The 22,525-nt window shown below is 30.9% G+C and carries 16 protein-coding genes and 1 pseudogene; 1 reads left to right on the top strand and 16 read right to left on the bottom strand.

The window, feature by feature from the left end; genetic code table 11:
• Positions 1-3 precede the first annotated feature (3 nt).
• The 16 genes from DFQ10_RS14195 to DFQ10_RS14270 form a co-directional block, all read right to left on the bottom strand.
• On the bottom strand, positions 4-507 hold the full coding sequence (locus DFQ10_RS14195) for a TIGR00725 family protein (RefSeq protein WP_115818105.1): 504 nt from the start codon (positions 505-507) through the stop codon (positions 4-6).
• A 14-nt stretch (positions 508-521) separates the two neighbouring features.
• Positions 522-3,737 carry a type I restriction endonuclease subunit R gene (locus DFQ10_RS14200; protein ID WP_115818106.1) on the bottom strand — a complete coding sequence of 1,072 codons (3,216 nt, stop codon included), beginning with the start codon at positions 3,735-3,737 and terminating at the stop codon, positions 522-524.
• Complete coding sequence (locus DFQ10_RS14205) at positions 3,734-5,890, bottom strand: DUF262 domain-containing protein (protein WP_115818107.1); 2,157 nt, start codon at positions 5,888-5,890, stop codon at positions 3,734-3,736. Before DFQ10_RS14205 ends, DFQ10_RS14200 begins: the two co-directional genes overlap by 4 nt.
• The gene (locus DFQ10_RS14210) at positions 5,871-7,397 is read right to left on the bottom strand and encodes a DUF262 domain-containing protein (RefSeq protein WP_115818108.1); all 1,527 of its coding nucleotides are present in this window, start codon (positions 7,395-7,397) and stop codon (positions 5,871-5,873) included. The genes DFQ10_RS14205 and DFQ10_RS14210 overlap by 20 nt, the downstream gene beginning before the upstream one ends.
• A 16-nt stretch (positions 7,398-7,413) precedes the next feature.
• Positions 7,414-8,019, bottom strand: coding sequence for a hypothetical protein (locus DFQ10_RS14215; protein WP_115818109.1), 606 nt, complete (start codon positions 8,017-8,019; stop codon positions 7,414-7,416).
• Positions 8,020-8,157: 138 nt separating this feature from the next.
• Entirely contained in the window at positions 8,158-9,000 is an 843-nt protein-coding gene (locus tag DFQ10_RS14220) for an HNH endonuclease (protein WP_220352480.1), read from the bottom strand.
• Between the two features lie 91 nt (positions 9,001-9,091).
• On the bottom strand, positions 9,092-13,699 hold the full coding sequence (locus tag DFQ10_RS14225; protein WP_115818110.1) for an AAA domain-containing protein: 4,608 nt from the start codon (positions 13,697-13,699) through the stop codon (positions 9,092-9,094).
• Between the two features lie 163 nt (positions 13,700-13,862).
• A complete protein-coding gene (locus tag DFQ10_RS14230) occupies positions 13,863-14,639 on the bottom strand; it encodes a GIY-YIG nuclease family protein (RefSeq protein WP_115818111.1) in 777 nt (258 codons plus the stop codon).
• Positions 14,640-15,782 (bottom strand): restriction endonuclease subunit S, encoded by a 1,143-nt coding sequence (locus DFQ10_RS14235; RefSeq protein WP_115818112.1) that lies wholly within the window; start codon positions 15,780-15,782, stop codon positions 14,640-14,642. It abuts the gene before it with no gap.
• Positions 15,779-17,377, bottom strand: coding sequence for a type I restriction-modification system subunit M (locus DFQ10_RS14240; RefSeq protein WP_115818113.1), 1,599 nt, complete (start codon positions 17,375-17,377; stop codon positions 15,779-15,781). The genes DFQ10_RS14235 and DFQ10_RS14240 overlap by 4 nt, the downstream gene beginning before the upstream one ends.
• Before the next feature lie 121 nt (positions 17,378-17,498).
• A complete protein-coding gene (locus DFQ10_RS14245; RefSeq protein ID WP_181897644.1) occupies positions 17,499-17,918 on the bottom strand; it encodes a hypothetical protein in 420 nt (139 codons plus the stop codon).
• 32 nt (positions 17,919-17,950) lie between these two features.
• Entirely contained in the window at positions 17,951-18,148 is a 198-nt protein-coding gene (locus tag DFQ10_RS14250; protein WP_115818114.1) for a hypothetical protein, read from the bottom strand.
• A 4-nt stretch (positions 18,149-18,152) separates the two neighbouring features.
• Entirely contained in the window at positions 18,153-18,593 is a 441-nt protein-coding gene (locus tag DFQ10_RS14255) for a molecular chaperone DnaJ (RefSeq protein WP_147299228.1), read from the bottom strand.
• Between the two features lie 11 nt (positions 18,594-18,604).
• Entirely contained in the window at positions 18,605-19,000 is a 396-nt protein-coding gene (locus DFQ10_RS14260; protein ID WP_115818116.1) for a hypothetical protein, read from the bottom strand.
• Positions 19,001-19,335: 335 nt separating this feature from the next.
• Entirely contained in the window at positions 19,336-20,001 is a 666-nt protein-coding gene (locus DFQ10_RS14265) for a helix-turn-helix domain-containing protein (RefSeq protein WP_115818117.1), read from the bottom strand.
• A 1-nt stretch (position 20,002) separates the two neighbouring features.
• Positions 20,003-21,625 carry an ATP-binding protein gene (locus tag DFQ10_RS14270; protein ID WP_181897645.1) on the bottom strand — a complete coding sequence of 541 codons (1,623 nt, stop codon included), beginning with the start codon at positions 21,623-21,625 and terminating at the stop codon, positions 20,003-20,005.
• 594 nt (positions 21,626-22,219) lie between these two features.
• Between DFQ10_RS14270 and DFQ10_RS18615 the strand changes: the two are divergent.
• Positions 22,220-22,525 (top strand): annotated as a pseudogene (locus DFQ10_RS18615) (T9SS type A sorting domain-containing protein); the annotation flags it as partial.

Consider the following 22,525-nt stretch of genomic DNA (forward strand, 5'->3'; position numbering starts at 1 on the left):
CTTTTACATCTGTTTAATATAATTTTCAATAGCTTCAATCGTCTTCACCGGAATCAATAAATCTTTCAATCTATGATCTAGATTTTTCCCTGCCAATTCCTTAGACCAGCCACCAAATTCTGTGACACATAACACTATTTTCTTTTTTTGCCATGCAAAAGCTAATTCGGACAATGTACCTGCTCCGCCTCCTGCTGCGATAATAATATCAGAGCTATTTACTAAAATCATATTTCGAGCTATTCCCATTCCTGTTGGTATGGCTATATCTATAAACTCATTAGCTTCTTCAGCATTGTCTCCTTGTAAAATACCTATTGTTTGACCGTCGAACGTTTCTTTAGATGATTTTACTCCTTTACAAACAGCTTCCATAAAACCACCTGCGCCTCCATTTAAAAATACACGATCTTTTTTCGCTATTACTTTGCCTAGGTTTTCTCCAAAATCATACAAATCATTCCCACAAACCGATTTATTAGGACCTATTATTCCAATCTTTATCATTTACTAATTCTTAATTAACTCGCTATTTGATTATAAACACTTTTGTCACCACCATAATAATTAGTATAAATATGTTGATATACATTTGCTGTTTTCACACCTACTTCTTCGTCTGAATAATAGTCTTGTGGCAAATAAAGTAAATTGTCGTAGATAGCACTTTTAATTTGTGCTTTTATTTGTCTACTTTCTCTCCAATTTTCAATTTTAAGCTTTTCAGACTTTAGTGTTTCTAATGTTTTAGCGGCTACTTTTTTGACTTCTTTTAGTTCTTTAGTTGTTAGCTCTTTTCCTTCTTTTAGTAAATCAAAAATAGCTAGTGTTTCTTGGTCTTTTAGATTTTCTCTAACAACACGTTGTTCTTCAAAGGATAAATCCTTTATAAAGTCATTTAAATTATCAAACGTCCTAACTGTATCCTCTAAGCTCTTTCCTTTATTATATTCTTCTATAATTTCTTTGTAACGCTCATAAAATTCAATACGTAACGGATTCTCTTTTAGCATTTGCTCTAATTGCTGCTCTATAGCTTCTTGTAGGTTAAATACTAATGTGTTTTTACGAGGCGTTTTCGCAAATGCTGCTTTCAATTTATCAAAATCTAACGACGATAAATCTACATACACATCTTCTTCATCCTCATTAACTTCGTTATTCTGAATCACTACACTATCACTTACTATAGCTTGCAATTCCATAATAATTTGTGTGACATCTGCTGATTTCACATTCTGATTTAAAGCCGTATAAATAGCCTCAATAGCATTAAAATTTTTTACGTGTTTTTTTAATTTATCATTAGGAAATAAGGCTTTGTATTTTCTAAATACATTGCGAGCCATCATTTCAAAAGTTGTACGCGTAGTTTCATTCAGGCATACACAATCTGTAGCGTCTTTAATCTTTGCAATCTTAGACATTGGTTTTGCATCCTTTAAGTCTTGAAGTGAAAAGTTCAATTCTTTCAAATAGGCTTTTACATCTTTTATAGCTTGTTTCAACTCTATTTCTACATCTTCTATGGGCTCAACAGGTTTACCTGATGGTTCACCATCCTTACCTTTAGATTTTCCACCTTCTCCATAAACAGAATACGCATGTTCTAATTGTTTGTAGACATTACCGTAATCTACAATTAAACCATTCTCTTTTTCATCATCATACACGCGGTTTGCTCTGGCAATGGTTTGCATTAAAGTATGGCCTTTTATAGGTTTATCTAGATAGACCGTTGAGACACAAGGTGCATCAAAACCAGTAATCCACATGGCGCAAACAATGGCTAATCGAAATGGATTATCTTCATCCTTAAACTCTTTCTCCAGATTACGTTCTACCATTTTTCTGCGATGCACTTCAATATCTAAATCCATTTTTTTGAATTTATCTACTTCGTTTTGCTCGCTACTTACCACCACACAAACTTCGGTTTCTTTTACTTTGTTGTATTTCCGTTTTAGTTCTTGTTCTTCTTGCTGGTCTTCGGCATTCTTTATGCGTTGTTCTAATTCTTTTAAGTATTCTGGCCAATAACCTTGAATTAACTCGTACATTCTAACAGCCGTAGGTTTATCTAAAGCCACATACATGGCTTTTCCTTGATAGCCTCTTTCGTTAAAATGCCATACTAAATCTTTGGCAATTGCTTCTAGTCTTGGTTGCGCTGTAAGGATAGGATAATTTCTACTAAACAGATATTCTAATTTCTTCTTTTGGTCATCATCTAAATCTTCATTTTCGAACACCTCAGCCATTTGCTCATCCAATTCAGGGTTGGTGATGTCTAGTTTTTCTCCTCTATTTAAATAACGTAGTGGCAAAGTTGCTTCATCTTCAATGGCACGCTTAAAATCGTAAACCGATACATACTCACCAAAGATGTTTTTGGTTAGCTCTTCCTCTTCTTTGATGATTGGCGTTCCTGTAAACCCTAAATAGGATGCATTAGGCAAACCATGAAAACGCATATTTCTCGCATAGGTTCCCGATTGTGTTCTGTGTGCTTCATCACTAATGACGATGACATTTTTACGATCTGTAATTAATGGGTATTCTGTTTCTAATTTTGGGTCTATAGAAAACTTATGAATGAGTGTAAACACATAGCGATGATTCTCAGACAACAACTCACGCAAATGCTCACGACCTGTTATGCCTTTCTTCTTACCAGCAATGACATTTTTATCATTGACCACTCCTACTCCAGAAAAGGTATCATATAATTGGTTTTCTAGTTCGGTTCTATCTACAGCAATTAAAAAAGTATAAGAGCCTCCTAGTTTGCGATGAATCTTTTCGCATAAAAACACCATAGAATAAGATTTACCAGAACCTTGTGTATGCCAAAACACACCTAATTTCCCTTCTAGATCTTCAATGTTATGGACGTTTTCAATGACTTTATTAACACCAATGTATTGGTGGTTTTTTGCCATTAGCTTTACCACATCTCCTTCAGAATCGTCAAATAGTAAGAAGTTTTCAAAAATATCCATTAAACGGTACTTATCGCAAGTACCACGTAACATGGTGTCTAAACTTACTTCGCCTTCTTCATCTTCCTCAATACGTTTCCAATCTAAAAAGTATTTATACTTACTTGTAATGGTGCCTACTTTGGCATCTAATCCGTTACTTAAAATAACAAAGCCGTTGTTATGAAACACTTGTGGAATGGTATCTTTATAATCTTTTAAATTATCATTATAGGCATGACGTAAATCTTGATGATGTGCTTTTAACTCAAAAAATACTAAAGGAATACCGTTTACAAAGCCAACTACATCTGGTCGTCTTAAATACAACTCGCCTAAAACTTCTAATTGACGTACTGCTAAAAAATGATTGTCTTGATACTTATTAAAATTAAAAACCTTTAGTTTGGTTTTTATCAATTCTCCTTTATCGCTAGTATAACTTACAGGAACACCATTTTTAAGCAAATTACTTTTTTCTTTATTTATAGAACCTAACGTTTGGTCTGCTACATTTTGAGTGATTCTATCTACAGCTTGTTGATACGCTAACTCTGGATGATTAGGATTTAATTTTTTAAGTGCTTGTAGCAAATAGCGCGTTAAGACCACTTCGCTTTTATCTTCTCTACCTAATAAACCATCTGCTCCAAAAGATTCTTTATGCCATGCCGAAACTACTGTCCACCCCAATTGTTCTAAGACCTCTTGTGTTGCGTTTTCTATTAAACCGTCTTCTGAATATTCGTAGCTCATAGTCTTGCTTTATTTAAATCAATATACTCTGTAATTAAATCTACCATTTCATTTCTATGTGAAACCGATTTATCATAATCCCATTGTGACTCTTTAAAAATTAAAGCAGATTTAAGAGAATCGATATCTCTTTTAGAATGAAATTTACCTTTCTTTTCTTGATAGGGTTTATTACTGTATTCGGAGTTCATACCGGGAGAAATTAAAACCAAATTACCAAATTCATCTAACGGTTTTATATTTTCACCTTGTAATTTTTCAAATTTAGCTGAACTTAAATATTCTATATGCTCATTTTCTTCTTTTGAATTTTGAGGAAAAATATGCTCTACAGAATTTTTTGCGGTCATTCTATAATCATTCCACTTGTTATTATCCAATTCTGGATACTTAACACAAAGTTTCTTTCTATTTTTCCATAAGATATACTCTAATTTATAGAAAATATAATTAGGATAATCAGTACCTCTAGCAGCTTCTAAATAGTTTGTCGTATTTTTTAGATTATTTAAAAATTGTGTCTTATCCTTAAAAATCACACGAAACGTTCTGTCTTTTAATTTATCTGTATTGTTAGAATAGAAAAGTTCATTATCCAAAACCTCTAATTTTGTCAAAGCACTTTCATTACCGTTAATGTCTTGTTTTGACAAAAAATGTAGAAATGGTGTTAACCAATATTGTGTAATCATTTCTTGAGAATGATATAGCATCCCTTGTAAAGCAACTAAATCATTTAATGTTTCATCTGTATTCTCTATTCTTTGAATACTTATGGTTTCATTTTTAGAACCATCTTTGTTGGTTACTTCACTTTTAGAAATTTGAATATTTTCAATACTTTGATACTCCTCTTTATTTTCTTCATTATAAACCCACTTAATAACATATCGATCAAAAAGTATTCTTAATCTCCACAATAACTTTATAAAATCAGTTACATTTTTCTCTTCAGAGAAAGTTGTATCAGACATAAAATTCGCTATTAACTTCTTTTCGTTAACGTCCGAAGAATCAAATTCGATATCTTGTTTATTAGCTTGATAAACTCGTAACGTATGTAATAAAAAAGTCGGAAATGAAATAATACTTCTTATTTGTTTACTAAAATAATCATTCTCTTTTATTTCAATTTTTGAGATGTTCGGGTCATTATTTGAATGATCTTTTAATATACTTAATAAAGATTTTTCTTTTTCGTTATCCCCTGTTTTGTATTTAAGTAACTCTACAATATTTAAGGCATCTAAATTGTACTTATTCTCTTTAATAATAAACTCGTCATTGTCCTTAAGAAATTTAAAGTTGGAAAAAATGTCTTTCCAAGAGAGACCTGCTACATCCTTTAGACTCTTTTCTATATAACTATTCATATCGCTACAAGAATCCCACATTAACGAATAGGTTTCTCTTTTTTCTGAAGAAATATTTTCTAATAATTTAGATTTTAAAAGTTCGTGATGCGCTAATTGCTTACCTCTATTATTCATAGCTTCGAAAACGCGGTTCATGTCTGACTTTATAGGAATAAAGGTTTGTGAAAATTGAACTTTAGTAAAAATATAATCTCCAAACAACTGACTATTAAAATCTTTATCTTTTTTAAACTCCTCTAGCACATCTATTATTATTTTTCTTCCTGTTGCTAAAGGAATGATTTCACTAATTTCTGATTCTAAGCCACTTAAAACAGTTCCCTCATCATTTAAATATTCATTAAAAGCACTTTGATCTTTAAGGTATGCTTGTGCTTTATCTCTAATTGAAAAATGAATTCTAGGTTCTTCTTTTAAATAAGTGAAACTTTTTAGAGAAGGATTACTTTTGGAAAGCGCGTCACAAATTAACCATAAACTTGTAAAACGTTGTTGCCCATCTACCAAATCTATTTTACCATTTGCGCTACTAGAAAGCATAATACCACCAAGAAAATAAGATGCTTCTTTGTTATTATAAAAAGCTGTTTTTAAATCTTCAAGTAAGGTTTTAATTTGATCTATTTTCCAAACATAGAGACGTTGGTAAATAGGAATATTAAAATGAATACCTTCCTCAACTACTTTTTCCAAATTTAATAAACTTGCAGCAATAGATTGATTTTCATTTGTTGCTAATACCTTAAAATTGATATCCTTATTTAGTAATACTCCCATTAATCCAGTTGTGTTTTTCTTTTATTTGATAATTATCAAATCCAATTTCTTTTTCATAAAACGCCTTAACAAACCTATAATAATTCTGTCTAGCAGCAGTTAAATCTTGGTCTCTATCATTATTATATTGAATAGTTATACTTGATAGTTGATCTTTCACACCTATTCTATATTTATATCCATTATAAAAATATTCAGGAGTATATTTTATTAAACTATCTATAACATCTATAGCAAGATATGCTTGCTGTATATCCATCATTATATTTCCAAAATCGCGTAAAAGTACAATTGGTGATTGTGCAACAATACTAGAACGATTCATTCTGTATGCTCCCAAATAATGTTCTAATCGCTTTGCAAACTCTTCTAAACGCTCTGTATTAAATTTATCGAAATATTGAACTATTACTGCTTGATATAGATTTATAAAATAATTATTAAACACCATATAAACTAAATTAGTAATTGGCGTAAGTGCTTCTATTTTTTCATCCCTAAAAATATAATTAAATATAGAGGTGTATTTTTCTGTATAAAGAAAGAACCCAATTCCTTTTTGAATAGGTTGATTAATAGTAAAAGGAATATCTATACTATCTGAACTAAACAGCTTAATTGTAGATTTTAACTCTGGTCTCATCTGTGCATCATAAACTAAACTTGTTCCCAATGCATTATTAGTTGATGGAAATAATTTTATCTCATCTACCTTACCAAATGATACTGTTTTATTTTGAAACGTTTCTAATAGTAATTTTCTTGAAGGAAAGTATAGTTGGTTTTTAGACCAAAATCTAATAACCCATATTTGCTTAACAAATAGCTCATTTAAGGTTTTTAAATTCTTGTTATTTTGGTTTTTAGATTGATTTAGAGCATTTATACTATCAAATTTTTTAGCAAAATATTTTAGGTGATTTTCATATTCAGTTAACTCTCTTAAATGATACGATTTAAAAAAATCGACCTCATCTAAAGGTATTCCTCTATTGTTTTGACTATCGAATAAAACAAATGCACGATCTTCTGAATTTGTAATAATAACCGAAACTACTAATTTTGAAATAATTTGATTGAAATTTTTAGCAGCCAACGATGACTTTTTACCTTCTAAGAAACTTTGATTCTCTTTAATCTTATTAAAAGATATTTTTGATTTATAATCAAAATTTAACTTCCCTTCGTTAAGTATAGAATTGTTTTTTCTCCAAACATAATCCATAATTAAAAGCGTTGTTAAACGCTGTTGACCATCAATAATTTCATATTTACCGTTATTTTCATAAATCATGATGGCTCCAAGATAATACTCCACAGCATCTGATTGTAATACTCCGTTTTTAAAGAAATGATCTTCCCAGTCTAATAACATTTCGTTTATTTGACTCTCTGACCAAACATAAGGTCTTTGATATTCTGGAATGGACAAATCTATATTTGTATTATGAAATAACTGATTAATACGAAGTGTACCAACTTCAAAAATGGTGTCTTTTTCTTTCATTAATTCTTTATAAAAACTAATCGTTTATTGCTTCATAATCACAAAACACTTTGTGTATTATAAAATCACTTGTTTCTAATACTTCTTTTTCTATTTGATTTTTATACCCATTAATAATTGCCTTTATATCTGAATTACAAAAAATGATGGTCTTATTACTTTTATGAATAGCTATATCTTTAGTTAATTTGTCTATGGTTTGCCTCATTTTAACCTTAGCAAAAGATGCTGCTGCATTAAATGCCTCTCCATTAATTACTTCATTGTTTATGGTAGTTACTATAAAATCAAAACCACTTTTGTTACCCATATTTAATTGGATGGTTTTTGGCTTTATATCTTTAATTATCCCTTTAAATAATTGTTCTGCTCCAGACAATAAAACTAAATCGCTACCAATTCTATTAAGTGTCTCAAAAACAGTTAGCTCTTTATATGGACCAATAATTTGCGGCGTTCGTTTTACTAATTTTATTTGTTCTAGTATATTATTGCTACTAGGTAACGTAAAGACGTTTTCTTTTATACTTTTTAAATATTCTTTTTTAGCATTATTAAATGCTTCCTCATTTAAAGGTTCATTAAAAATATCGTGAAGTATAAATTTATTAGATTTGCTCATAACCTAAATTAGATTATTTCTAACCTCCAAACCATCCACTCCTTTCATCTCACTTATTAAACATCGTAGCAAAATATCACGTGCTTCTTTTAATTGTTGATATTGACTATATATTCTTTTAAAACTCATATTAATTAATCAAAATTTAGGATAATCACTTTTATCTTTAGGTAAATTAATTCCATTACCATCATACTTCCAATACTCCGAATCTTTCAAAGATGAATGAACTTCAATCTTAAAATCCGAAGAAATAGTAATCAATCTTTTTTCTTCTTTATATAAATCAAATAAGTCATGAATATCTGATCGTAATAAAATACCATTATTAACAACACTTGTATGAGCTCCATTATAAGGCTCAATATGTGCGGCTTCTAATATATCTAAAACTTTACATCCCGTTACTGCACAGGTATTATCGTAGGCCTTTAAAAGCTCTTTTCGGAATTTAGACTGGCGAAGACGTTTTTTTATTTTTTGATAAGTGTATTCTAAATCTTCTTCATTTTGATTATTGATAAGCTCTTGAACTACAATTTGATTCGTAGAAGTATTTCCAAACAATTCATTCCAATCATTTTCATTTAAGTCTGAAGTTATAAGCAGTTTTTTATGTATTGACCCATTTGGACTATTTGGATCTACCTTTCCTTTCTCTCTGATCTCATCATTTGCATTGGACATAAATTTGGCTAAATCAATATTTCTAAAATTAAATTCAGATTGATTTTCAAATTTTATCTTTCGATAATCATTATCAGGATAATTGTTTGCCGCTGTTTTACGCGCTGCTACATAAATAGAAACATTATGTGAATTATTCTTTTTAAGTTTACTTAAAATATCCCTAAATAATATGGTGTGATCAGGGTTTCTATTATTTCCTCCTCCAGAATCAATTAATAATCCTACTAGACCAGTAACTTTATCAAAACCGTAATTTAGTGTTGCATCAAACTCTGTTTTAATTTCTTTCATAATTATTTAAATGTGATAGATATTGCAAATAAGCTTACTGAGTTATTCAAACTACGCCAAAGCTATTTTTTAATTTAATGTTCAAACTGCATTAATACACTTTATCAATTCTAACTCTTTGATTCTTTTCTGGAAACATTAAAATCTCACCTTCTTTGTTACCCATCAACAACTTACCTAAATCACTATAAATTGATAGTATCTGAATACCATCTCTACTTTTAGGCTGTTGATTTCTGGGGATATCCATTAACAGAACTTCCATCATTTGGTTTTCAATATCAAGCATGGTTATTTTACACTTACTATTCACTTTTACAGTTGGTTTAGTATGACCCGCTGTGATGGAATAATCTAAAGAAAATAAATCTGGTGTTTCATTCTCTTTTAATAGAGCTTCATCGTCCTTACTTGATATTTCTTTTACTTCTAGAAAATCATCTGACGTTGTTTCTTCAACAGATTCAACATCTTCAATTCCCTCTTCTTCCATCTCTGGAAGTACTTCTATTTGTCTTTGAGAATTTCTTTCAATAAAATTAATAAGCTTTTCTAGTTCACCTTCAGGGTCAATTCTAAAGCTTGAGTAAGTGACTCTATGTATTTTCCACCCTATTCTTTCTAAAAACTCCTGTCGCTCAATATCGTATGCTACATCATCTATTGAAGAATGATACGCATCACCATCACATTCAATCGCTAGAGGTGTACCGTTGTTATATACTACCAGATCTAATTTAAAATGCACATAAGTTTCTCTTCCTAATCGTGGATTATGAAATAGTTCTTTCTTCTTAATTTCATATTGAGGCACAATATGGTGATAACCACTTTTAAATAACAAACTTGCGACATCATATTCAAACCAACTATCAAAGGGTTTGGGTCTGTTCTCAGGGATTCTGTGTTTCTTTTCTAAATTTGGCGGTAACTCTATGGGTAAGACAGGACTGAACTTCTCATCAAAAAAAGAAATAATTTTACGACGAAAATCTGTGGTTTTTAATTTGTCTAGTTCAATAGAATGAAATAAAATCATTTGTTCTTTTGCCCTACTTAAACCTACATTTATCCCTCTTAATTTTGAAGTAAGATTCTGATCAATATTGTCTACTATAGATCCTGGCGCACTTAATGAGTGGTCTTCATTTACAGTACTTGCAACACCTAATGAAACCAATATAACATCTCTTTCATCTCCTTGAAATTGTGAAGGACTATCTATAATAATGTTATGTTTTTCTAGCTTTTTAATAGGAAAGTCTTCAATAATCATCTTTAACTCTCTGGTATGTTTTGCTAGACCTAAACTAACCACTCCTATTGTTTTATTACTATACAAAGGATCTTCAATCATCTCCTGTAGCTTTTTTGAAATTGCAACAATTTCTTCTTTTACTACTTTATCACGATAATTTGTATTCTTAACAAACACTCTTATTTTAGGTATAAGCCTATTTGCGCTAATAACCTTTAACGGAACTAGCTTGTTTTCATAAAAGTGTTTTTTGGAAAAATCTATTAACTCTGGCACACACCTAAAGTGCTCCCTTAGCATTTGGCTTGTGGAACCAGAAACCAAATTTGCTAACGAAAACAAGCTAGCATCTGCCCTTATATTAATAGCTTTTGATCCCATAAAATCAAGATTATCCTTTCTAAGAGAGTCAAAAGCTTCATTTGTGATTGCTACATCTTCTGGTGACGTTTGTTTTTCATCTCCTACCACAATCATCTTTTTACCGTAATAACCCAGTAAAAGACTATTAAAGTTGAGTTGACTAGCTTCATCTGTAATAATACAATCAAAAACCTCTGGTGTTGTATCTACCGTTTTTAATACGTCATCAAACTTCATTACCCAACAAGAAATATTTGGCGCTATTGATTTTGCAGTTTGTTGTGCGTTTCTTCTAAATTTATCTTTATCTGCTATACCTCTTTTACTTTGCTTAAATTCATATTCAAAATTTGAAAGTAAATTAATGAAGTCATTTTTTTCTTGTTGATCAAAACGTTTCTTAAAATTTTCTTTAGCCAGACCACTTAAAATATCTGCTTTGCAATTTTTAATTGCTTCTGTTGCGTGGCGTAATCGCTCACTTGTTTGTTGTAGATCTATTGAGGTAGCAGCTTCAACTAATTGCGCTCCATATTTTAAGTAAAAAGAATCTTTAGTAATAACACCTAAAACCTCTGTTGCGTCAGACTTTAGACTTTTTAAAGTATCTGGAATAAAATCTTTAAGAATTTTTTCTGAACTTAAAGATTCTTGATGTGCTATGTGTGCGCTTTCTAACTCTTTTAATTTGCTCTTTATGGTGGCTACATCTTCCTTTTTATTAAATGAACTAATACCTATTGTTGAGATTACCTTTTTAGTATTTTTAATAGCAACTCCTACATTTTCTTTTAAATCTTTGATTGTTCTTGCTTCTTCATAGACATCTATTAATTCTTGTGCTGTACTTGTTATTTTTTCACAGGTTGCACCTGTTATGTCATACTTATCTTTAAAGTAACGTACAGACTCTTCATTCAACTTATTTAATACTGTTAAGTTAACATCGGCTTTATTAACTCCCTTTTTAGCAGCTGCTTGCATTTCTTTTAAACTACACTGTTCTTTAAGAGCGTAGTCAATAAAATTATTTTTTATGAGTACTTCTATTAACTCATTTAACTTTGAGAAGCTATTTAAGAAGGCTCTAAACTCCATCAATGTTTTTCTGTTATTACAGAACACATCGTTAACAGATATTAAATCTATGTATTTAACAGTTTTATAAAGTGAATTAAAGTTTTTCTGAAAAAATGAAAGTTTGTCTTTGCCCTCTGGTAAAAGGGCTAAATAGGTAGAGATGTCTCTTGCATATTTCGCACTGTCTTGCTTTATTTCTTGGGCAGATCTATTAATTTGATAATCTTCGACTACTTTTTCAACAATAGAACGTTTCCGAAGTAAAGACTCTAGCAAGTCTTTATTTTCACTTATTAAGTCTTCATTTTTATATGATTTTAGACTTTTTAGGACTCCATTAATCCTGTCAATATTAAATTCTCTAAAGCTCGATACTTTTAAAATTTCAAGTTTATTTTTAAAAGAATCTGTTAGACTATCATATGTATCAAAGTCTACTAAATCTAATAGATTAAAAGTCTCCTTAAAATTTATTGTCGAAAACTGCTTATCTACAGTTTGTAGCGAGATATACTTTTTTAATGCTTTATTAATCTCTTCTGAGTGCGCTAACGTATCATCATTAACAGTATCTTTTATATAATCCCAATTTACCTTTTGTTCATAAACAAAAGTGTACAACTCATAAATACTAAAATCTCTCTCAAAATAAGGAATGTTTATATCTGTATACTCTTGATTTAGTAGCTGTGAGAGTATTTTTTTTTCTGTAATATAATTTTCTTTGCTTTTATTTAATCTTTCTAAATCTAAATTAAGATCATAACCGTTATTATTTAATAACAGTTGACGAATATTATCAATACTGTTAGATAATGTATAATCAGATTGATTTTGTTGCTTTATATCTGCCATTACCAAACCATCAAATTGAGGCGGTATTTTATCTAACAAAGATTCTAAAGCTTTATCTGTCTTTGCTGTGATAAGTATACGCTTACCTTCTGCTAGCATTGCACAAAGTAAGTTTACAATGCTATGAGATTTTCCTGTTCCTGGTGGTCCGGTTACAACGGATAACTCGTGCGTTTTATAATTTTTATAAATCTCTAACTGTTCTCTGTTATAAAGTAAGGGAAAAAACGCTTCAAAATCTGTAGCTTCTAGACTGGCAAATTTATCTTTAATAGACTCATATATATTGGCAAAATAATGCGATTGGCCTTGTGCCAGATTATTTTTTTGCCCTAGTAGAATGTCTAACACAGAAGGATTAACATTGTTTTCTTTTGTAAAATCAATGATTTTATCCATTAATTTTTGAAAATGCCGTGAACGTTTTTGCCTTAAAATAAAACAAGGCGCAAATTTTACAAAATTAGTAGTTAGCGTATCTATTGGTTTTGATGTGCTAGGATCATAAACCAGACTTGGGTGTAATGCTAAAACATCATTACTCATCATTTTTTTTAAAGCTGGTGACTTTAAATAAGCGATACCTTGCTCATCAATGCCTTTTTCAAAAGCACTTATTATTTCTAGAAGCTTACTTCTATCTATTTGTGGATTGTTTAGAAAAAAAGCATCTATGTAGGGATCTTCACTAATGTGTAGTTTAAAGACAACTTTACTGCCTTTAATAACTGCGGTAAGTGGAATATGGAAAAGATGTACTTTGACCATTGAATCACCTAATTTAAGATGAAACAGCCCAAAAGAATATACAAATTCTAAACTACTATTCTTAGCTGTATCTCTAGCTGCTTGGTAAAAATAAGAATAGGCCTCTCTATCAAATTTTTCCTGAAACGTCTCTTCATCTTCATCTTGGGTATCTTTTTTAGCTAACGGACGTTTAACATCTAGCAATGTTGTGGTATTCACACCTTCTTCTCCAACAGTAAACAGGTTTTCAAAGTTGTTTTTAACAACTATAGAAGATCCGTCAATATCTTCTTTCCATAAGGTGTTTTTAAGACGTAATACATTCTTAGATCCTTTTTCAAGTAACTTATTGTATTCTCTTAAAAACTCAATATATTTTTGAATAACTGTCATTATACTAATACTTTATATTATTCTATATTTACCGATACTACTTGTTTTTAATTCTCATCCGCAACCATAGCCAAATCTGTATTTCCCCTTATTACTCATGCATCTATAATCCCGAACATTTAACCTGATAAAAAAATATCGTGGCTTCTTTTATTAAATTATTCTAAACCTTAGAAAGCTCTACATTTCTAGAATCCAATATTTTAACTAAAATTTTCTCATCTAATTTAAAATTATCTGAATACCATTTAATCAATTCTTTTTTTCCATTAATAGATCTGGTTTTTCCTGACCATGTAAAAGTTCCTTGCAATATCATTTCATCTTTAATAATAATATTCATTAAAACTCCTGTATCATTAGGTAATAAATGTTCACTTCTTTTCTTAAAACCTATTTTACCTTTATTATAATACTCTTTACTAAGAGTCATTTCAAATTCTTTTCCATCTTCAGAAATATACTTGCTGCTACCTTGTTTAACTTTATTGGTTTTAGTTGCTATATTATTTAATAAATCGCCATTGTCAAAATCTTTAATTAAACTATGCTCTATACCAGAAACAGAACTCACTTTTAAACCTTTATACTCACCTAAATTCAATTCTGGAAGTATATATATTTCTACTTCTTTATCTTTATTTAATAAATCAAGAATACGTTTATAAACTTTTTTATTGGTACTAGCTTCTACCTTTCCGTATTTATCCTTTTCACTGGCTTTACCATATTTATAACCATTCATTCGTTTAGAAAGTGTATTGCTCGTAACTCCTATATAAAACACTTTGTCACCTTCAACAAATGCATAATTTAAGTCTTCTTGATTTTTAGCACCATCATCTAAAGAATAATCAATACGTTTTTTTTCATTAGTTGTTTTAAACCATTTACCAACATTAACAAAGCCGTATCCTTCTAATTTATCCTTTGGTGTCATTTAATCTTTATTATATTTCTCACTCTCTTCCGCAACCATACCCAAACCTTCATCAACCTCCAAACTATCCACATCTATCATCCCACTCATTAAACGTGGTAACAAAATATCGCGCGCTTCTTTTAAGTGTTGGTTTTGGTTTTGAAGATTCTGTATTGTTTTAAATATTGGACTAACGCCATTCTCAAAATCATTTATTAAAACTTTATCTGGTATTGTAATTATTTGAGAGTGAACAACCTTTCTATCTAATGATGGCACAGCAGAGCCTCCGCCAAAACGTGCTAAATCAAGAGAACGAAGGAAATGAAGTACATAAATAGGGCCGCAATTAAAATACTTTTTTACCCAAAGCGCTGTATTCAAAGGCCAAAAGTCTTCCGAAGTGAATTGAACCTGGCCTAAAGTTCCACTTCGACCTGTTATTATGCCTGGTCCTTTGACTTTAAATTCATTATGATAATCTGTTATTCCGGTAGAAGCAAATATTGGAACATTACCCTCTACTCTTAACCGAGAAGGTAGATCAAATCCTCTTTGCAAAATTACTAATTTGTCAAACCTCTTCTTCTCCCAACCAACAGGCAAACCACTCTCCTCATCAATATCCACATCCTCATAACCAGGAAATTTAAAACGTACAAACCATTCTTCATAGGTTTGTTGTGCTTGTTCTTCTAATAATTTTATGCGTTTTAGGTTGTTTTCTATTAAATCATCATAAGCCGATAAAATGGATGCTATTTTGCGTTGGGTTTCTTTAGATTTTGGAATTGTTACAGAAACTTCTTTTAATACCTTAGTAGTAAGACTTGGAATTGCTGCACCTACATCCAGTAATGACAAATCATATGTTTTCAAAAGGTAATAAAGAAACTTCGGAAACACTTTTTCCTTATTGACTTTACTCCAAAACATTGTATCAACGGTAGAAAAAGGAATATTTAAATAGAATAAATTGGTTAGAGTTCCTTTTCGAGGAATTAAAATAGATTCATCATCATACAAAAACGCATCAACATATCTCATAATTCCACCCGATCCATATAGAGGGTATATTCCATCTTTAAGTTTCTTATGATCTTTTCCATATTTGATTTCAAGTAATTCTTTCAACTTGAACTTTTCCCAACCTTCCATCATAATTTCACAGATTGTATTTGCTCCATTAAACTATTGGCTTCGGTATTGAGTTGTGCTAATTCCGTATGTATTTCTGTCATACGTGTTTTGTAGTCAAAATCCATATCAATATCCATCTTCACACCAACGTAACGTCCTGGTGTTAGGCTGTAGTCTTGTTCTGCTATTTCTTCAATAGAGGCTATTTTACATAAGCCTTCTACGTCTTGGTATTTTCCTTTTGGGAAGTGTTGGTTTAGCCAGTTGTTTTTAGCGAGAGACCCTTCGACTGCGCTCAGGGTGACATCGTTACTCCTGAATGAGTTCATGATTGCAGTTAAACCTTCTAAGTGTTCGTCGCTAAAATCGTTAATGGTGGTGCTTACTTTGTTAAAGGTGTTACGTGCATCTATCATGAGCACTTTGTCTTTGTTGGCTTTGGTTTTTCCTTTGTTAAAAAACCAAACATGACATGGCAAACTACGTGTGTAAAAAAAGTTGTTGCTTATGGCTACAATACATTCTACATCGCCTGTTTCTATTAGTTTTTGGCGTATTAGTTTTTCGGCATTTCCAGCATCGGTTGCAGAACTTGCCATAACAAAACCTGCGCGACCTGTTGCGTTTAAATACGAATGGAAATATTGCATCCATAGATAGTTACCATTGCTTATGGTGCCTTTCCCTGTTAAAGGCGCACCAAATGGTAAACGATCATCGTCTGCTAGAAACTTATTTTTGGCGTCAATTTTATCGACGTTAAATGGTGGATTCGCCATTACAAAATCGCACTTTCCTGTTAAGTGGTGTGGATTGGTGTAAAAACTATTGGCTTCTATAATTTTACCTTCTATACCATGAATTGCAAGGTTCATTTTTGCTAAACGTGTGTTGTTGCTTTTTAGCTCTGTACCATAAACGGTTATGGCTTCGTTAACATTTTTATGTTCGTGGCCTTCTATAAAATGAGCAGTTTGTACAAACATACCACCAGAACCACAAGCAGGATCGTGCACAATACCATGATTGGGTTGTATAAAGTTTACAATTAGGTTTACTAAAGATGGTGGTGTAAAGAACTCTCCACCTTCTTGTGCTCCTGCACCTTGCATAGAGAATTTCATTAAGAAAAACTCGTAAATACGTCCAAACACATCGCCTTTGGCGTGTTTTACGGCGTCTTTATTAAAGACACGTACCAAATCGCGCAATAGCTTATCATCAAACTCTTGATAGCTTTTTGGTAGAATACCTTCTAGATCTGGATATTCGGCTTCAATAAGCTTCATGGCATTATTAATGGCTTCGGCTATGTTTTCGCCTTCGGGTAAATCTGCTAGATAATCGTACTTTGCTTTTTCGGGTAAGTACATAGCGCCTTCGCCTGCATAATCTCCTTTATTGGCTTCTCGTTTTTTTCCTGTTCGTGGGTTTATTTTTAGCTTTTTATCTACGTCTATTTTTGCATCTTCGAAACGGTTTTGTGCAAAACGTAGTAATACTAAACCTAATAAGGGGTCTTTGTATTCACCAGCTGTTAATTTAGAGTTTGCTCTTAGGTCATCTGCTGCATCCCAAAGTTCAGTTTCTAATTGCTTTATATTTTGTTGGGTCATTATTGATTTTTAAACAAATAAATCGGCTCCAAAGAGCCGTTAGTTATCATTAAGTTAAAGTGACTTTAAATATACAAAAAGCCTTTAACTGTCCAAGGTAATCTTGATAAGGTATTTGTGTTTAATCAAATATTTTATCGTACCATTCACTTACATCTTCTCGGATTTCTTTATGGTATTTATAAATGGTTAAGGCGAGACTAAAATCGGCGCGTTTAGCTTTATAAGCGTTGACTGTGAAATATCCATAAAAGTTTCCATCCTTATCTACTACAACTGGTGGATCTGAAGCATAAGCATTCCAAGGTGAATATGAATTGTATTCATTTCCGTAAGTGCCGTATGCATTCCAAATTGAGTTTGAATTGTAACGACTTCCATAGGTTCCGTATGCGTTCCAAATGGAATCACTATCGTAGCTATTGCAGTTGAGACAGCCTAGATATTCCTTATGATTATCACCTCCATATAAGTGAAGTGTTTGGGCATAAGTTGTTATTGGTATTACCAATACTAGAAGCATAAGGTATATTTTATTCATTCTCCTCTATGTTTTTAATAATAAACATCATTTTACTTAATATCTATATTCTTGTTCCAATCTGTAACAGGTTTCATACAATGAATCCAAATCATCGCAATTATTGGTGATACAAACCCGAAAAAACCCCAACCACCTGTACTTCTATTTAATTCTTTTGCTTTGTTTGCACATACTATTATACCTACAACTCTTAATCCCAACTGAATAATAACAACTGCTCCTTCCATTTTATTACATTTTAATTTCTAGTTCTTCTTTTGCTCTTTCCTTTAATTCGGAAAGCTTTTGAAAATTTCGTTTGTGTTTGGTTATGTCTTGAAAAATCGTTTCTGCTAATTCCTGTTTTTCAGAATTAATGAACCTATCTGGATGACAACGCTTACTTAGTTGTTTATAGAGCTCTTTTGATCCATTAATACTATTCATTACATTCTCCATATCAACTTGAGAAGATTTTGCTGATTTTAGTTTATATTTTGAAATATCCGAAAAGTCTAAATCTGTTTTCTTCTTGGTTATTTTATATATTAAGAATCCGATAATTAAAAACTCTATTATCGCTACATACAGCCAGATATTAACAGAAAATTCTTCATTTATTTTTGCGACCTCAACCACTTTTGATATTGAATCAACTGATATACTATCCTTTTTAATTTGAACGTTATTCATTATCATAATATCTATTTTAAAAATCCACCAATATTTGCAAATTCTTTTAATGGCCATTTAGCTCCATTAAAACCTCCATTGGAATGCACTTCTAAAGTATCCCAACCTAATGTTATTAATTTTCTAGTTAGTTCCTCATTATCTAAAATAACGCGACCAATTTCTATTAATTCACTTTTTTCTAATGGCCTCCCTGTTAAAGCCCTTATCCTAAATCCACTCGCCATCCATTTTGAAAATGCATGTTTATACAAACTATCTCCTTTAGTTATTTTTGCTTCTAATAACGTAGGTGATTCTCCCTGTATAAAAGCATACTTAGCTGCTCTATTAAAATCCTTAATTAAACGATAACGTTCAGTTACTTCACCAAACCAGTCTTTAATTTCAATTATTTTATACCACATTTATTTTCTGTTTAAAATCTATATCCTCAAACATAAACCCATTAAAAAACAAAACCTTACGGAAATCCGTAAGGTCTTATTTTTATATTTAGATAATAATAAACAATGATGACAAAAAGTTTAATTATATCTGTTATTTATTCGTTTATTATAATTTCCATTTACTCTACTAATGTTATCGCAATTGACTTAAGAACTTATCCAATAAAAAAGTGCACATCATACAATGTGCACTTTTCATTCCCCTCAAAATTACTTTAATAGCAAAATAATAGTGAATCGCAAACTTATAAAAGCTTGAACTATTCTTATTACGGTTTTCCTTACTGAGCAATTTAAATAAGCCCTAGATCTTTTACAATTGCTACTAAGTGTATGGCATTGTTGGCTTTGAATTGTATGCGTAGTTTATTTAAGTGCTTTTCTACAGAGCTTAAACTGCTTGGTGCTATGGCATTGCTTTTAAGAAAATTACTTATTTCATCTTGTGATAAGCCATTGGATAGCTGTTGTAGTAATTCTATGTCGTAGTCGTTAATTTCTAAATTTGAATTAGAACTTAATGCATGCTCAACTTGTTGTGATATATAAATACCACCTCCATAAACCGTGTTAATTGCTGCATCTATTTCCTTTAGCCCATTTCTTCCTTTACATACATAAGCATCAGCCTTGTGCGTTTGAATTAATGTTCTCACTTTTTGCAACCGATCTTCCACGGAATACACAATAACTTTTAGGTCTGGATATTCTTGTTTTAATTGTTTTACCAAATCTTCACCTGAAGCGTACCTTTGAGCTCTATGGTCTGATTTAAAAGATAAATCTGTTATTAACAAATGAAAGGGCTCTGCATTTTGATATGCACTTTTAATTTTTAGATAAGCATCATCACAGTATTGTACTTGTGTTACATTTGTAATGCCAAGGCCATCTAAAACCGTGCGCACTCCTTGATTGATACTTCCTAAATCATCGGATATTAAAACTTTTGAAAACATATTAAACTATAACTTGTGCTTTAAAGCATTTATTAATTTCAGAATCAAAAGTAATTGATCCGTTGATAGATGCGATACGGTTTTCCGCATTTTGCAAACCATCACTTTTAATTATAGCACTTCCAACACCATTATCTTTATAATCGATGGTTATTTTTTTTTTGGTTTGACTGAAATTTAAAACAACTATGGACGCTTTGCTATGTTTACGCATATTGGTCATTAACTCTTGCAACACCCTGTAAAGAATTGTTTTTTTAATATCAGATACACCATTCCAATTGATGTTTGCACTGTTTTTGGTTATCACATTAACCTCTTTGGTTCTATAACTCCATAGTAAATCATTGATTTGCTCATTAAAGTTACCTTTTAGATCTATGGCACTATTTTCTTTTGAAATATCTCGTGTTCTGACATAAATATCTTCTAAATCGTCTAAAAGCTCTTCATTTACATTTTCGCTATTTTGGAGTTTAGCCATTACATGATACACATCGTTGGCCACTTCATCGTGCACTTTTTTTGAAATACGTGTTTCTGTGTTATATACTTGTTGTAGTTTTTCTTTTTTATGTCTATCATTGAGCTTAATCACTACAAATGCCGTTAACAATATAATAAATGCTGCTATTGATTGATACATCAATCGTTTAGATTTCTCTTTTTCCTTTAAAATTTCATTTTCATCTGCGCGTTTTTTCTCCTTAAAAAATTCGTACTTACTTGATGCAAATTGATTTTTGAATACCTGTTTCGTTAGATTGATGCTATCATTTAAAGTCTTAAACCTAATGACCTCATCATCGTTCTTCAATGTCATTTTAAACCCGAGAACATTAGCTTCATAATACTTATTACCACTATTCTTTGCTATTTCTAAGGCTTTATTGGTGACATCTAGTGCTTTAATTTTATTATTTCTATCTGTATAATATTCCGCCATATGCAAGTAGCTGGTTATTAATCCAGAATTTGACTCTACCTCTTTTCTAAACTTCAATCCTTTTTCTAGGTTGACTAAAGCCTCAGGATGATTAATTTTTGATTGTGCGTAACCTAAATTATCATATAGCCTTGCGACTTTAGTTTTAGATTCATTTTCTATACTAAAATCTAAAACACTCAAATAATCAGCTATAGCGTCTGTATACCTTTGTTTTTTAAGGTACACATTTGCACGATTTTTTATAATAGTACTCTTACTACTAAAAGCATCTGCAATAGCAATAGCTTTATTATAATAACTTAGAGATAAGTCATTGTTCTCTAAATCTTCATTAATAAGTCCTAAATGATTATATAATGCTGTTCGAGATTCGTTTTCTAATGCATCGTTTTTATTAGAATGGTCTAATAGTTTTAGCGCTTCAATAGCATAATTTTCACTTTCATGCAACAGTCCTTTTTTTCTAAGCGCGATAGAAATTAGGCGCAAGTCGTATATGGCTCCGATAGTATCTGATCTCTTTAATTTATCTTCTTTTGCGTTTAAAAAGAATCTAAACCCCTTTGTTAAATCTGAAATACTTTTAGGTTTTAAGATTAAACTTCGGTAGTCTGTAGTGTCTCTATTTTCTTGTCCATAGAGGTTTTGATTAGTGCTAAAACCAAGTATTAGCATTAAAAAAAAACAAAAAAAGAGGCATGGAATTTTGGTTGAATTCATTCCTCTAAAATAATAATAAATTTAATACTAACCACCAACACTTGGTGTTGTAATTGTAGGATTTGAAGACAGCATACCTTCATATTTAACACAACAGGAGTCTAGATAGTTGAAATCTCGTTCTCGCTACAACAGTAAAAGTCTAGTACGAAAGTGCTGGACTTTTTTTATGCGTTGTGCTGAAATAAATTTCTATTGTGATAAGCATATAAAATGGTCATAACAATAGATAAGCATTGTAAACTTTTATTAATTATAACTCACATTCACAGAAAGTAAACTATTAACGTTAACTAATCTCTAATAGAGATATATCATTAGTACCATTTATTTCAAACTTCAAGATTCATAATTATATATTTTATCATAACCTTGAATGTATCTTACTGCTAAGATACTCATATGAAGATACTTATATATTAATATAGATATATTTTTTAAACGGATATAATACACGTTTTAACGAAAAAAAACACCAAACATATTGATTATTAGTAACTTAAAAACATTACTCAGCTATTAATTAATTCATATTTAAACCAAAAACAAATGAAAAATCATCTCATTACACTCTGTTTTGTGCTATCCTCAGCATGCTTATTTAGTCAAACTTTAATACCAGATCCTAATTTTGAACAAGCCTTAATTGATCAAAATATTGATAGTGATGGTATTCTCAATGGCCAAGTACCAACCAATGATATTAATTCTTTATTAGACTTAGATATCAGCAATAGTAGTATTAACAATTTAACTGGGCTTGAGGATTTTGACAATTTACGCTTCTTAAATTGTTCTAATAATAATCTAACCAGTTTAGATTTAAGTAGTAATTTTTTATATTCATTAGATTGT

The organism is Winogradskyella eximia (genome assembly GCF_003386165.1).
Taxonomy (GTDB): Bacteria; Bacteroidota; Bacteroidia; order Flavobacteriales; family Flavobacteriaceae; genus Winogradskyella; species Winogradskyella eximia.